The sequence below is a fragment of the Streptomyces sp. Da 82-17 genome, from assembly GCF_046098215.1.
Classification (GTDB): domain Bacteria; phylum Actinomycetota; class Actinomycetes; order Streptomycetales; family Streptomycetaceae; genus Streptomyces.
Genome location: NZ_JBJURH010000003.1, coordinates 380,172 through 393,781, shown reverse-complemented (window position 1 = coordinate 393,781; position 13,610 = coordinate 380,172). Strand labels below are relative to the sequence as shown.

The window sequence follows — 13,610 nt, the reverse complement described above, 5'->3', positions numbered from 1 at the left end:
CAGCCGAAAGACGACCTCGGGGCCCGGGGGCGGCAGCCACCGGAGTTGTCCGCTGAGGACTTTCGGGAAGGGGCGGGGTGGGGGAGAAGCAGCTACAGGTACAACCCCGCGTCCGCCCCCACCCGCTGGTCCGGTACCGATGTCGGGGTCGTGCCGCGCCGCAGGGCGAAGAGTTCGGCGAGGGTCGCGCCGTCGCGGCCGACCGCCTCCTCGCGGTCCGGGAAGTCCGGCCCCAGCCAGTCGAGGGACTCGGCGCGGGTCAGGCCGCCGACCTCGATGCGGGCCAGGCAGCGGCCGGGGCGGACCACGGCGGGGTGGAGGCGCTCCAGGTCCTCGTTGGTGGTGACGCCGACCAGGACGTTGCGGCCCTGGCCGAGCAGCCCGTCGGTGAGGTTGAGCAGCCGGGACAGGGCCTGGCCCGCCGTGTGCTTGGCCTCGCCGCGGATCAGTTCGTCGCAGTCCTCGAGGAGCAGCAGCCGCCAGCGTCCGCCGGCCGCGTCGTCCTCGCCGATCGCGATGTCCATCAGATATCCGACGTCGGAGAACAGCCGCTCCGGGTCGAGCACGCAGTCGACCTGGCACCAGTCGCGCCACGAGCGGGCGAGCGTGCGCAGCGCGGAGGTCTTGCCGGTGCCGGGCGGGCCGTGCAACAGGAGGAGGCGGCCCGCGATGTCCTCGGGCGTGGTCTTCATCAGGCGGTCCATGGCCTCGGCCACCGGCGCCGTGTAGTTGGGGCGGATCTCGTCCCACGTACCGGCGGAGATCTGCCGGGTCGTGCGGTGCGGACCGCGGCGCGGCGACACGTACCAGAAGCCCATCGGGACGTTCTCCGGCTGGGGTTCGGGTTCGTCGGCGGCGCCGTCCGTGGACTGCTTCACGATCTCGCGGGCGAGCTCCTCGGTGACCGCGGTGACGGTGACGTCCGCGCCGCGGCTCCAGCGGGAGACGAGCAGCGTCCAGCCGTCGCCCTCGGCGAGGGTCGCGCTGCGGTCGTCGTCCCGCGCGGCGCGCAGCACCGTCGCCCCCGGCGGGACCAGGGTCAGGCCGGACTTGACGCGGTCGATCGACGAGCTGTGCGCGTACGGCTGCTCGCCCGTGGCGAAGCGGCCGAGGAACAGCGCGTCGACGACGTCCGAAGGGGAGTCGCTGTCATCGACGTTGAGCCGGATCGGGAGGGCGCCGTGAGGGTCGTCAGCTGGCATGCGGCCCATGATCGGGCACGCCCGGCGACGGCGCACCGCATTTCCTCGGGCCGGGCGGGCCGCGCCCCCGCGACGGCGCCATATCACATCTGCCAGCCCGTCATTTACCGGACATAGCCAGGGAGTTGTTCTGTGAAGGGGCGAATCGCAGGTCAAACCTGATTCGCGTGTAGGTCCCCACACGGAACCTCCTTGGCATGGACACTCCCGGCGGCTCGCGCCCCGTGCTACCACGGCTGATGCAGAGATCCTGCTCAAGGGAGGTTCCATGAGACTGTCCCGAACCAAGGCTTACGCCGCGTCACTTCTCCTGGCCGCAGGCTTAGCTCTCACCGGAGCGGGCACCGCAGGGGCCGCGGAGGGCGCGGCGGCCGAGTCCTATGTGGCGCTCGGCGACTCCTACTCCTCCGGTGTCGGCGCCGGAAGTTACGACAGCGGGAGCGGCAGCTGCAAGCGCAGCACCAAGGCCTACCCCGTGCTCTGGGCGAACGCCAACTCGCCCGCGTCCTTCTCGTTCACCGCCTGCTCCGGCGCCCGTACCGGAGACGTCGTCAGCAGCCAGCTGGGGCCGCTCAATTCGGGCACCACGCTCGTCTCCATCACCGTCGGCGGCAACGACGCGGGCTTCGCCGACGTCATGACCACCTGTGTCCTGCAGTCCGAGAGCGCCTGCATCGCCCGCGTCAACGAGGCGAAGCGATATGTCGACACGACGCTTCCCGGCAAGCTCGACACGACCTACGACGCCATCCGCGGCAAGGCCCCCAACGCGCAGGTCGCCGTGCTCGGTTACCCGCGCTTCTACAAGCTCAGCGGCAGCTGTGTCGCGGGCCTCACCGAGAACGAGCGCGCCGCCATCAACGGGGCCGCCGACCACCTCAACGCCGCCACCGCCAAGCGGGCCGCCGACCACGGCTTCGCCTTCGGCAACCCCACCTCGGCCTTCACCGGCCACGAGATCTGCTCGGGCGACTCCTGGCTGCACAGCGTGAACTGGAGCAACATCGGCGAGTCGTACCACCCCACCGCCGCCGGGCAGTCGGGCGGATACCTGCCCACCTTCAACGGCACCGTGTGAGCCCGACAAGCCGCACGAGCCCCCTCAGCTTCACCCCCACATAGAACGACCACGTGAGTACGACCGCAGTACGCGGGCGGGGGCCCCGGGTGCGACCGGGGCTCCCGCCCGTCGAGGTCGCCGGACGGACGACTCGTCAACTTGCCTCGCGAGAGCGCGACTTGAGCCTCCGATGCGGCGCCGAGTGTGACGGAGCGTGCCCGCCGGGTCGCTCTCGGCCCCGCGTTTCGGCCCCGTAAACATCGCCGCGCCGGAAAGTGGCGATCATCACAGACCTCAAGTCCCCGCGCCGCGTTACGGTCCACACAGGTCACCGGGACACGCCGTGTTCCGCCATTCGGCGGTACGGGCGAACAGGCTCCCGGCCGACCACGGGGTAACGGTCGGTCACCATGACGCGGTCGCGCCCCACTTGTCCAACTCGCCCTGGAATAAGGCGTATTCAACGAGTGAGTGTCAACATCCTTAAGGTGGAAGTGAATCCTGTGACCGGGATACACGAGTGTCATGGCGGGGCGATAGGGTTAACCTGCCCGGGCCGGGTGCCCTCGTACGGGTGGGGAGTGACATGGAACAGATAACAGTGCGCAGCAGGGCGCGAGTCCCTGCGATCACCTGCGGGAGCAGTGCGACCAGCTCTCGTCTCGACCGCCATCTGTCGGTGCTGGGCGGCCCTGCCGTTCCGCAGCGCGAGTCGGCGGACGCGACGTTGCTGATGCGCGAGCTCACCACGCGTGATGTGGCGCACGAGCGCACGAGCCGCGTGGCCCGTGTGCGCAAGGTCTCTCTCTTCGCGCCGCTCCGGCGGCTGACCCGCTCGCTCTTCGGCGGCCACTGAGCCGGCCCGGAAGCGAGCAGGACAGAGCAGAGCACGACAGTGTGAGCCCGCAGCCCGCGGGCCACACCCCGGCCCGTCACGCTCAGCCGGTCACCGCACCCCGGTGACCACCCCGCTCAGGCGACCACACCGTCCCGGCGCAACGCTGCGATCTCGGCGTCCGACATCCCCACGGCACGCAGCAGCGCCCCGGTGTGCTCGCCGAGCGCGGGCACCGCACCCATCGCCGGCTCCACCCCACCCGGCAAGGTCACCGGCGGCAACAACGCCCGCAACGGCCCCACCGGCGACCCCACCTCGCGCCACCGCTCCCGCGCCGCCAACTGCGGATGCGCCGCCACCTCCGTGACGTCCCGCAGCCGCGCACACGCGATCCCCGCCTTCTCCAACCGCGCCAGCGCCGTGTCCACGTCCAGCCGACCCAGCGCACTCCCCACCAGCCCGTCCGTCGCCTCCCGGTGCGCCGTCCGCGCCGCGTTCGTCGCGTACGCCGGGTCCGTGCCCAACTCCGGCCGCTCCAGGACCAGTTCGGCCAGCCGCCGCCACTCCCGGTCGTTCTGCACCGACAACAGCACCCGCGCCCCGTCCGCCGTCCCGTACGCGTTGTACGGAGCGATCACGGCGTGCGCGAGGCCCGTGCGCGCCGGGGGTTCGCCCCCGTGCATCGCATGGTGCAGCGGATGGCCCATCCACTCCGCGAGCGCCTCCAGCATCGACACCTCCACCACACCGCCGAGCCCCGTCGTCGACCGCCTGAGCAGCGCCGCCAGTACCCCCGAGAACGCGTACATCGCCGCCGCGATGTCGGCCGCCGGGATGCCCGCCTTCACCGGCTGCTCCGGCGTCCCCGTCACCGACACCAGCCCCGCCTCGCACTGCACGAGCATGTCGTACGCCCGCTTGTCCGCGTACGGGCCGCCCGCCCCGTACCCCGAGATGTCCACCGCCACGAGCCGCGGATGCGCCGCGCACAGCGACTCCGCGTCCAGGCCAAGGCGGGCCGCCGCGCCCTGCGCCAGGTTCTGCACGAACACGTCCGCCTCCGCGACCAGGGCCCGCACCACCGCGAGACCGCGCGGATCCTTCAGGTCCACCGCGAGCGACTCCTTGCCGCGGTTCGCCCACACGAAATGCGAGGCCAGACCGGCCGCCGCCGTGTCGTAGCCGCGCGCGAAATCACCGCCGTCCGGACGCTCGACCTTGATCACGCGGGCGCCCAGATCGGCCAGCTGACGCGTCGCGAACGGCGCCGCCACGGCCTGCTCGACGGCGACGACCGTGATCCCGTCCAGGGGAAGCGGCTGCGGGGGCCGCGGAGAGCTCTGCATGGTCCACGATCCTGAACCTCGTCCGGCCCGCTGTCACGCGCCTGTTGACGTGGGGACGATCACGGTCCAAGCTGCCGATCACCGTCAGACGCATGGCGGCTACACCGAACTCCGGTGGGCCGCCGTCCCGTTGCCCGTGTGCCTGTTTGCCTGCCTGCACCGCGTCCGCGCCACTCGCCCTCACCCCCGGAGGCCCGCGTGTGTGACCTGCACGATCAGCACGAGCACGACCACGAGACCGCCGCCGTCGGCCACCCCGCGCTCAGCCGCCGGCGCATCATGCAGCTCCTCGGCGCCGCCGGAGTCACCGCCGCCGCGACGGCCGTCGACGCCGACCCGGCGATGGCCGCGGCCGCCGAGCCCGCCGCGGCCGACGGCCCGTACCAGGCGCCCGAGGGCCTCGCCGAGGACAGCCCGGCCAAGCGGAGCGCGCTCGCCTGGATCGGTTCCCACGCCGACCGGGTCACCGGCCTCAACGAGGAGATCTGGGAGCTGGCCGAGCTGTCCCTGCGCGAGTGGAAGTCGTCCCTCGCCCAGGCCGACTTCCTCCGGAAGGCCGGATTCCAGGTGGAGTTCGGCACCGCCGGCTTCCCGACCGCGTTCACCGCGACGTTCCGGCACGGCTCGGGCGGCCCGGCCATCGGCTTCAGCGGCGAGTACGACGCGCTGCCCGGCCTCTCCCAGAAGAAGGGCGTCGGCCGGCACGACCCGCTGGAGTACGTGCACGACCCGTACGCGCCGACGTACGGGCCCGGGCACGGCTGCGGGCACAGCGCCCTCGGCACCGCCGCCGCGGCTGCCGCAGCGGCCGTGGCGCAGGCCGCGCAGCGGCACGACCTGCCCGTCACCGTGAAGTTCTTCGGCTCCACGGCCGAGGAGACGCTCGTCGGCAAGACGTACGCGGTGTCCAAGGGCGTGTACGACGGGCTCGACGCGTTCCTCGACTGGCACCCGTCGACCGCCAACGCGACCGGCTGGGGCAGCACCACCGCCATGACCGCCGTCACGTTCACGTTCCTCGGCGTCGCCGGGCACGGCGGCACCCCGCTCGGCAACAAGTCGGCCCTCGACGCGGCCGTGATGATGGCGACGATGTCGGAGTTCCTGCGCGAGGAGAACCTGGCGCCCAGCGGCCGCCTCCACTGGGTGATCAACAACGGCGGCGACATCCCGAACGTCACGCCGGAGATCGCCGAGATCTCGTACTACGTACGCGAAGGCAGCCCCGCGCGCGTGCAGGTGCTGCTCGACAAGGTGATCGCCGTGTCCGAGGCCGCGGCGAAGGCCGCGCAGACGAAGGTGAGCCACCGGATCACCGCGGCCTGCTGGAACCAGCTGCCCTCCCGGTCCTTCGCCGAGCTCCTGCACGACAACATGCGGCAGATCGGGCCGCCCGAATTCACCGGCGAGGCACAGGAGTTGGCGAAGGAGCTGCAGAAGTCGCTCGGCCTTCCGGAGAAGGGGCTGCACGCGGAGATCGGCGAACTCAAGCCGCCCAACCCGGTGTTCATGGGCGGCGGCTCCACGGACGTCGCGGACATCAGCTGGAACGTGCCGACCGTGTCGATGGGCGCGGCGCTCGCGCCCATCGGCACGAAGATGCACACCTGGTCGACCGCGGCCTGCGCGGCGGCCGCGCCCGGGCGGGCGGCGGTGCTCGCGGCGGCGAAGTATCTGGCGGCGACCGCGGTCGACCTGGTGACGCAGCCGGAGCGGCTGCGGGCGGTGAAGGAGGAGTTCGCCGAGCGGACGGAGGGGGTCTCGTGGAAGACGGCCCTCCCGGAGGGGTACGAGCCGCCGATGTACGAGCCTCCGGCGTGGTTCCTCAAGGAGACGGGGCAGAAGTGGCCTCCGGCCGGGATCACTTGGCCGCCCCGACGGTGGTGTCACAGGAGCGGTTCTCGTCCCTGGGACCTGAGCTGACCCCCCAGAAGTAGTCCACGGGGCGGGGAGTTTTCCCCTCCCCGCCCCTTCCCGAAAGCCTGCGGCGCTGTCGTTCGGCTGCTGCGCCGTCGTGGCTGGTCGCGCAGTTCCCCGCGCCCCTTGAAAACCGGGGGCTCGGCAATTCAGCCCCTCCGGCGTTCGAGGAGCGGGGTCTGGGGCGGAGCCCCAGTTCGGGAAGGGGCGGGGTGGGGAAAGGAACGGCTCAGCCTCGCTTGCCGTACCGGTGGACGGCCAGGGGCAGGAACGCCGCTATCAGCAACCCGCACCACAGCACCGACCCCGCCACCGGATGCGTCACCGGCCAGGCTGCCCCCTCCGGGATCGGGGCGTTGCCGAACAAGTCCCGTACCGCCGTCGTGACCGCGCTGATCGGGTTCCACTCCGCGACCGTGCGCAGCCACGACGGCAGGTTGGTCGTGGGGATGTACGCGTTGGACAGCAGCGGCAGCATGAACGTCGCGCCGCCCAACTGGCCCGCGGCCTCCTCGCTGCGCGAGACGATCCCGAGGAACATCCCCACGCATGTGCTCGCGAAGCGGAAGAGGAGCAACAGGCCGAACGCGCCGAGGGCCTGGGCCGGCGTGCCCTCGATGCGCCAGCCCATCGCGTACCCGACGAGGAGCAGCGGGACCAGCCCGGCCGCCGTCGTCAGGAGGTCGGCGAAGGCCTGGCCGAGGGGGACGGACGCGCGGCTCATCGGCAGGGTGCGGAAGCGGTCCATCACGCCGCGGTGGGAGTCCTGCGCGGCGGCGAACATCCCGTTCATGATGCCGTTGGCGGCCGTCGCGACGAGCAGTCCCGGCACCAGGAACGCCCGGTACTCCGTGCCCGGCATGGCGAGCGCCGAGCCGAACACGTACCCGAAGAACAGCAGGAAGACCACCGGCATGGTGCTGGTCATGACCGTGATCGCCGGGGCGTGCCGCAGTCGCTGGAGGTGGCGGCCGAGGACGGCGGAGGTGTCGTGGGCGAGGGCGAGGGTGCTCATGCGGCGGCGGTCTCCTTGCGTGCGGTGAGGCGCAGGAACACCTCGTCGAGGGTGGGCGGGCGCAGCGCGGCGTCCAGCAACGGCACGCCCGCGGCGTCGAGTTCGCGGACAAGGCGGGGCAGCGTGAGCGTGCGGTCGAGGCTGATCGCGGCGACCGTGCGGTGCTCGGCGTCCAGGACCGGTTCGGCCCCGGTGAGCCGGTCGAGCACGGCAGCGGCGGCGGGCAGCGCGTCCGCGTCGGCGACCACGGCCTGGGCGTAACTGCCGATCGCGGCCTTCAGCTCGGCCGGGGTGCCGCGCTGCGCGACCCGGCCCTCGTCGATCAGCACGATGTCGTCGGCCAGCTGGTCGGCCTCCTCCAGGTACTGCGTGGTCAGCAGCACGGTCGTGCCCTGCCCGGTCAACTCCCGTACGGAGTCCCAGATCCGGTTCCGGCTGTGCGGGTCGAGGCCGGTCGTCGGCTCGTCGAGGAACAGCACCCGGGGCCGGGTGATCAGGCTCGCGGCGAGGTCGAGCCGGCGCCGCATCCCGCCCGAGTACGTGTGCACGGGCCGGTCCGCCGCGGCCACCAGGTCGAACCGCTCCAGGAGTTCGGCGGCGCGGGAGCGCGGGGCGCGCAGCAGCCGGGCGAACAGGCGCAGGTTCTGCGCGCCGGTCAGGTCGCCGTCGACCGAGGCGTACTGCCCGGTGACGCCGATGTGCCGGCGGACCTCGTGCGGCTCGCGCACCAGGTCGTGCCCGGCCACCCGCGCGCTGCCCGCGTCCGGTGCGAGCAGCGTCGTCAGGACCCGCACCGCGGTCGTCTTGCCCGCGCCGTTGGGGCCGAGCAGCCCGCACACCGAGCCCTCGGGGACAGCCAGTTCGAGCCCGCGCAGCGCGTGCACGTCGCCGAAGCGCTTCTCCAGACCTTCACTAAGTACAGCGTACGTAGAAGTCATGGCCCCACCGTAGCGCACTACGTACGCTGTACGTAACTACGATGTGAGGGAGGTGATGATCGATGGCGGGCCGAGCGGCCGTACCCGAAGTGATCTGGACGCGGCCCGAGCGCACGGGGCGCGGCCCCAGACCCGCGTACACCAGGAGCGACATCGTCGCGGCGGCCGTGCGGATCGCCGACGCCGACGGCATCGACGCGGTCTCGATGCGCCGCGTCGCCGCCGAGATCGGCTGCGGCACCATGTCGCTCTACAACTACGTGCCGCGCAAAGAGGACTTGTACGAGCTGATGGTCGACGCCGTCAGCGCCGAGTACGACCTGGACGCGCCGCCCAGCGGTGACTGGCGGGCCGACATGTTCGGCATCGCCCGGCAGGCCCGCGTCATCCTGCGCCGCCACCCCTGGCTGACCCACGTCATGTCCACGGTGTACGCCTTCGGCCCGAACGCCCTGCGGTTCCTGGAGCACTGCCTGTCCTGCCTCGAACCGCTCGACGCACCCGGCGGCACCAAGATGGAGCTGATCGCGATGGTCAACGGCACCGCGATGATCTCCGTCGCCAACGAACTGGCCATCGCCGAGCGCAGCCGCTCCCTGCCCTGGACCGAGGAGCAGGAACAGGCCGTGCGCGGCGCGTACATGGCGAGCCGCGTCGCCTCCGGCGCCTACCCGCGCCTGGCCGCCCTCCTCGCCGAGGGCCCGCCGCCCCCGGACGCCGACGAGGCCTTCGAACGGACGGTGGGGCGGCTCCTCGACGGGTTCGCGCAGCCCTGACCGTAGGGTTGCGGCGTGCCCGCGTACGCCGCCTCCGCCACGTTGCTGCCCGTCAACCTCACCCTGGGCGCGGTCCTCGCCGTGCTGCTCGCGGTCGCCGCCTGCGTCGCCGCGTTCGCCCGGCTCAGCCCCGCCGAGGACCGGGGGCGGGCCCGCGAGATCGTCGTCGCCGGGCTGCGCGCCACCGCCCAACTCGCCGCCGTCTCCCTGCTGATCGGCTGGGTCGTCCGCTCCGTACCGCTGCTGCTCGGCTTCATCGCCCTCATGTACGCGGTGGCCGCCCGCACCGCCGGACGCCGGATCACCGGCAACGGCAGCTGGTGGTGGGCGGCCGTGCCGATCGGGGCGGGCGTCGCCCCCGTGGTCCTGGCACTGCTGCTCACCGGGCTCGTCCCGCTCAAGGGCATCACCCTCATCCCCGTCACCGGCATCCTGATCGGCGGGGCGCTCACCGCGACCGTGCTCGGCGGGCGGCGCGCGCTCGACGAGCTGGACACACGGAAGGGGGAGGTGGAGGCCGCGATGGCCCTCGGCCTGACCGACCCGGAGGCCCGCCTCCTCGTCGCCCGGCCCGCGGCGTCGGACGCGCTGCTTCCGGGGCTCGACCAGACACGGACCGTCGGGCTCGTCACGCTGCCCGGGGCGTTCGTCGGGATGCTGCTCGGTGGGGCTTCGCCTGTGCAGGCGGGGGCGGTGCAGTTGTTCGTGCTGGTGGGGTTGATGGCGGTGCAGGGGGTTGCGGTGGCGGGGGTGCTGGAGCTTGTCGCACGGGGGAAGCTGCACCGGTGACTTCCCCCGGCCCCCCCCTGACCCGGGGCTGCGCCCCGGACCCCGGTCGTTCTTCGGCTGCCGCGCCGTCGTGGCTGGTCGCGCAGTTCCCCGCGCCCCTTTCGGGGCGCGTCCCTGCCCCCTTGGCCTGTCGCCCGGCTTTCCCCCCGTCGTGGCTGGTCGCGCAGTTCCCCGCGCCCCTTTCGGGGCGCACCAGCCCCCTCACCTTGCTGTGGGCAGGCGTTCCGCAGGGCGATGGGGAGGGTGGGCACAGCTCCACGACGGTGGGACAGCCGGAGACGTGCCTCGCTCAGATCAGTGCGAACTGGCCGCCTGGGCCTTCCTCGTTGTGGTCCAGGACCGACGCCGGGCGTCTTGCCGAAGGAGGTACCGGGAGGACGCCTGCCCTTCCCAGTGCCGTCGCGTTCAGCGGGGCCTCCGCGGCAGCCCGTACCAACTCCTCCTGCCGCGGCCGGACTTCCGCCAGCAGGGCCAGGACCGTGATCAGTTCGAGGAGTTCCGACGTCCACGTCTGCGGCCAAGTCGTCGGGCGTACCGCTTCCAGGCCGTCCGTGTCCTCCGTCCACGTGCGCCGCTCGAACCACAGCTCCAGGACCCGCACCCCGCAGACGTGGAAGTCCCAGGCCGCCGCCGGTACCGGGGAGATGCGCCCTTCGCCGATGTGCAGGGCTTCCTCCTCGCGGTCGTAGAGGAGTTCCGTGGGCCGGGGCGGGAGGGCGGAGCGGACGTACGGGCGGCGGCCGCCGGGGAGTTTGGGGCGTTCGCCGGTGCGCAGGTGCAGCCACAGGACGCGGTGGCCGAGGTCCACGCCGTGTGCCCACACGTCGGGGTCGGCGGTGAGCGGGACGCGGCAGCCCGATGCGGTGCGGCGGGCCGCGGCCAGGCACCAGGCGAGCAGTTCCTCGGGGCGTACCTCCGTGCCGAGCCGGTCCGTGAGGGTCGCCAACAGGCCGGGCGCGACGTTGGGTTCGGTGCCGCCGGGGCGCCGGTAGAGGGGGCGGATGCGGCCGGGGCGGCCGGCGGGGGAGCGGCCGTCGGGCAGCAGCGCGGTGGCGACGAGTGCGGGCCCGCCGGAGTCCGGCATGTGCCCCGGCTCGACGAGGAACAGCTGGTCGGCGTCGGCGACCCGCCACAACTCGGGCCTCGCCGCGTCGATCAGACGGTGGTCCGGTATCAGCCACTGCTCGTCGAACGGGCCGTGCAGCACCCGCACCGGCTCGGGGCACGGCCCGTCCTCGCCCGCGAGCGCGCCCGTACCGCTGCTCTGCCCGGGGAGTTGGCCGACCGAGGTGGTCAGTGAGCGGGATCTGCTGGGCCGGAGCAGTTCCGCGCGCCGCTCGGGCTCGGCCCGTACGAACGCCGTCCAGCGGGCCTTCAGGGACGCCGCGTCCGGCGCCATCGGCCAGCCGCGGCCGAGCCGCAGCGGGGCGACCGACCAGGGCAGCAGATCGTCGAGCAGCGGGGCGGCGGAAACAGCTGCCACGTCCGAGTGAGTCACGCACCGATCGTACGGCGTGATCAGCGGGCGTCCAGGGGGCCCGGGAAGCGCAGCGATCAGTGGGCGTCCAGGGTGACCGTGAACGAGAAGCGGTCGCCGCGGTAGTGGATGCGGGCGACGTCCAGGACGGCGCCGTCCTCGTCGTAGGTGACGCCGGTGTAGTGCAGGATCGGGCTGAGCAGCGGGACCTGCAGCAGCGCGGCCGTCTCCGGGTCCGCGAGCCGCGCCTCCACGGTGTCCGTGATGCGGCTGATGCCGACGCCGACCACGTCGCGCAGCACCTTCGTCATCGGCCAGCGCTCCAGGTCCGCCGGGTCGATCCGGCCGCCGACGTCCGGGCGGACCCAGTTGCGCGCGTGGTTGGTCGGCTCCCCGGTCTGCTCGTCGCTGCGCAGCCGGTGGTACGCGGCCACCTCGGGCAGACCGGGGAAGAACTCGGCGACGTCGGCGGGCGCCGGGCCGCTGCCGTGGTCGAGGAGCTCGGTGCGCATACCGGACTGCTGGGCCACGATCGCGTCGACCGAGCCCAACAGGCGTACCGGGGCGCCGCGTTCGGCGCTCGGCTCGATGAACGTGCCGCGCCGCCGGTGCCGGCTGATCAGGCCCTCGTCCTCCAGCTCCTTGAGCGCCTGCCGCATGGTCAGGACGCTCACGCCGTAGTGCGCCGCGAGCTGCTCCTCCGTGGGCAGGCGCAGGGGCGCGTCCGGGCTGCGGCCGAGTATGGAGGCGCGCAGGGACTGCGACACCTGGTACCACAGCGGCAGCTTGCGGTTGAGGACGATCGAGTCCGGGGCGAAGGCGGTCACGGCTGCTCCGTACTGCTCCTGCTTACGAGCGGAAATGACGCTGGAGACCCTGCCACACATCGTCGTAGCCCGTCTGCAGGTGGGACGCCTGAGCCGCCTGCGGGGCCAGGGTCACCGGCCAGCGGGTCTCGAACATGAACGCCAGGCCGTCGTCGATCTTCTGCGGCTTCAGCTCGGCCGCGGACGCCTTCTCGAAGGTCTCCCGGTCCGGGCCGTGCGCCGACATCATGTTGTGCAGCGAGCCGCCGCCCGGCACGAACCCTTCCGCCTTCGCGTCGTACGCGCCCTCGATCAGGCCCATGTACTCGCTCATCACGTTCCGGTGGAAGTACGGCGGCCGGAACGTGTCCTCGCCGACCAGCCAGCGCGGCGCGAACACCACGAAGTCGACGCCCGCGAGCCCCGGGGTGTCCGTCGGCGACGTGAGCACCGTGAAGATCGACGGGTCCGGGTGGTCGTAGCTGATCGTGCCGATGACGTTGAAGCGGTGCAGGTCGTACACGTACGGGACGTGGTTGCCGTGCCAGGCGACCACGTCGAGCGGGGAGTGGTCGTAGACCGCGCGCCAGAGGTTGCCGCAGTACTTGTTGACCACCTCCACCTCGCCCTCGACGTCCTCGTACGCCGCCACCGGGGCCCTGAAGTCCCGTGCGTTCGCCAGGCCGTTGGCGCCGATCGGGCCGAGGTCGGGGAGCTGGAACGGGGCGCCGTAGTTCTCGCAGACGTAGCCGCGGGCGGTCGCGTCGAGCAGCTCCACGCGGAAGCGGACACCGCGCGGGATCAGCGCCACCTCGCCCGGCTCGGCCCGCAGCAGGCCCAGTTCGGTGCGCAGCAGCAGCCCGCCCTGCTCGGGGACGATCAGCAGCTCGCCGTCGGCGTCGCTGAACACCCGCCGTTCCATGGGGGAGTTGGCGTGGTAGAGGTGCACGGCCATGCCGGTGCGCTGCGTCGCGTCGCCGTTCCCGCCCAGGGTCCACAGGCCGTCCAGGAAGTCCGTGCCGGGCGCGGGCTCGGGCAGCGGGTTCCAGCGCAGCCGGTTCGGGTCGGGCACGGACTCGGTGAACGGGGCCGTGCGCACCGCGCCGTTGTCGATCCGCGTGAACGCCGGGTGGGCCGCGGAGGGGCGGATGCGGTACAGCCACGAGCGGCGGTTGTGGGCCCGCGGCTCGGTGAACGCACTGCCGCTCAGCTGCTCCGCGTACAGGCCGAGGGGGGCGCGCTGCGGGGAGTTCCGCCCGAGCGGCAGCGCCCCCGGAACCGCCTCGCTGCTGTGCTCGTTCCCGAAACCGGAGAGGTACGAGAGCCCCTCCGCCGTCTTCCGCGCCTGCTCGGTCCCGCTCATCTGCGCTCCCCGCTGCCGAAGAATCTCTGCGTCTGCCGCCGGCGTCTGCCGGACCAGTGAATCCTATGGACCACCGTAGGATT

12 protein-coding genes are annotated in these 13,610 nt (G+C 72.5%); 5 read left to right on the top strand and 7 right to left on the bottom strand.

Annotated elements, in window-relative coordinates; translation table 11 throughout:
* Positions 1-92: 92 nt before the first annotated feature.
* Positions 93-1,202 (bottom strand): DUF5925 domain-containing protein, encoded by a 1,110-nt coding sequence (locus tag ACIDOF_RS07260; protein ID WP_409004865.1) that lies wholly within the window; start codon positions 1,200-1,202, stop codon positions 93-95.
* Positions 1,203-1,470: 268 nt separating this feature from the next.
* Between ACIDOF_RS07260 and ACIDOF_RS07255 the strand changes: the two genes are divergently transcribed.
* Together ACIDOF_RS07255 and ACIDOF_RS07250 are read left to right on the top strand one after the other, a co-directional pair.
* Positions 1,471-2,280 (top strand): SGNH/GDSL hydrolase family protein, encoded by an 810-nt coding sequence (locus ACIDOF_RS07255; RefSeq protein ID WP_409004864.1) that lies wholly within the window; start codon positions 1,471-1,473, stop codon positions 2,278-2,280.
* Positions 2,281-2,848: 568 nt separating this feature from the next.
* A complete protein-coding gene (locus tag ACIDOF_RS07250) occupies positions 2,849-3,118 on the top strand; it encodes a hypothetical protein (protein ID WP_308940838.1) in 270 nt (89 codons plus the stop codon).
* 116 nt (positions 3,119-3,234) lie between these two features.
* Here ACIDOF_RS07250 and ACIDOF_RS07245 read toward each other — a convergent pair whose 3' ends face one another.
* A complete protein-coding gene (locus ACIDOF_RS07245; protein WP_409004863.1) occupies positions 3,235-4,446 on the bottom strand; it encodes a CaiB/BaiF CoA transferase family protein in 1,212 nt (403 codons plus the stop codon).
* Between the two features lie 198 nt (positions 4,447-4,644).
* Here ACIDOF_RS07245 and ACIDOF_RS07240 point away from each other — a divergent pair, with 198 nt between their 5' ends.
* Positions 4,645-6,369 carry an amidohydrolase gene (locus tag ACIDOF_RS07240; RefSeq protein WP_409004862.1) on the top strand — a complete coding sequence of 575 codons (1,725 nt, stop codon included), beginning with the start codon at positions 4,645-4,647 and terminating at the stop codon, positions 6,367-6,369.
* 223 nt (positions 6,370-6,592) lie between these two features.
* On the opposite strand, the gene ACIDOF_RS07235 is transcribed toward ACIDOF_RS07240, so the two are convergent.
* Entirely contained in the window at positions 6,593-7,378 is a 786-nt protein-coding gene (locus ACIDOF_RS07235; RefSeq protein WP_409004861.1) for an ABC transporter permease, read from the bottom strand.
* Positions 7,375-8,316 carry an ATP-binding cassette domain-containing protein gene (locus tag ACIDOF_RS07230; protein WP_409004860.1) on the bottom strand — a complete coding sequence of 314 codons (942 nt, stop codon included), beginning with the start codon at positions 8,314-8,316 and terminating at the stop codon, positions 7,375-7,377. The genes ACIDOF_RS07235 and ACIDOF_RS07230 overlap by 4 nt, the downstream gene beginning before the upstream one ends.
* A gap of 62 nt (positions 8,317-8,378) precedes the next feature.
* On the opposite strand from ACIDOF_RS07230, the gene ACIDOF_RS07225 reads away from it, so the two are divergent.
* Positions 8,379-9,092, top strand: a complete 714-nt coding sequence (locus tag ACIDOF_RS07225) for a TetR/AcrR family transcriptional regulator (protein ID WP_409004859.1) — start codon at positions 8,379-8,381, stop codon at positions 9,090-9,092.
* A 15-nt stretch (positions 9,093-9,107) separates the two neighbouring features.
* Entirely contained in the window at positions 9,108-9,881 is a 774-nt protein-coding gene (locus tag ACIDOF_RS07220) for an ABC transporter permease (protein ID WP_409004858.1), read from the top strand.
* 289 nt (positions 9,882-10,170) lie between these two features.
* On the opposite strand, the gene ACIDOF_RS07215 is transcribed toward ACIDOF_RS07220, so the two are convergent.
* From ACIDOF_RS07215 to hmgA, 3 genes are read right to left on the bottom strand one after another with little or no spacing between them, the layout of a single operon-like run.
* The gene (locus ACIDOF_RS07215) at positions 10,171-11,379 is read right to left on the bottom strand and encodes a type ISP restriction/modification enzyme (protein ID WP_409004857.1); all 1,209 of its coding nucleotides are present in this window, start codon (positions 11,377-11,379) and stop codon (positions 10,171-10,173) included.
* Between the two features lie 56 nt (positions 11,380-11,435).
* A complete protein-coding gene (locus tag ACIDOF_RS07210; protein ID WP_409004856.1) occupies positions 11,436-12,185 on the bottom strand; it encodes a GntR family transcriptional regulator in 750 nt (249 codons plus the stop codon).
* Between the two features lie 22 nt (positions 12,186-12,207).
* Entirely contained in the window at positions 12,208-13,527 is a 1,320-nt protein-coding gene (hmgA, locus tag ACIDOF_RS07205) for a homogentisate 1,2-dioxygenase (protein WP_409004855.1), read from the bottom strand.
* Between the last annotated feature and the right edge of the window lie 83 nt (positions 13,528-13,610).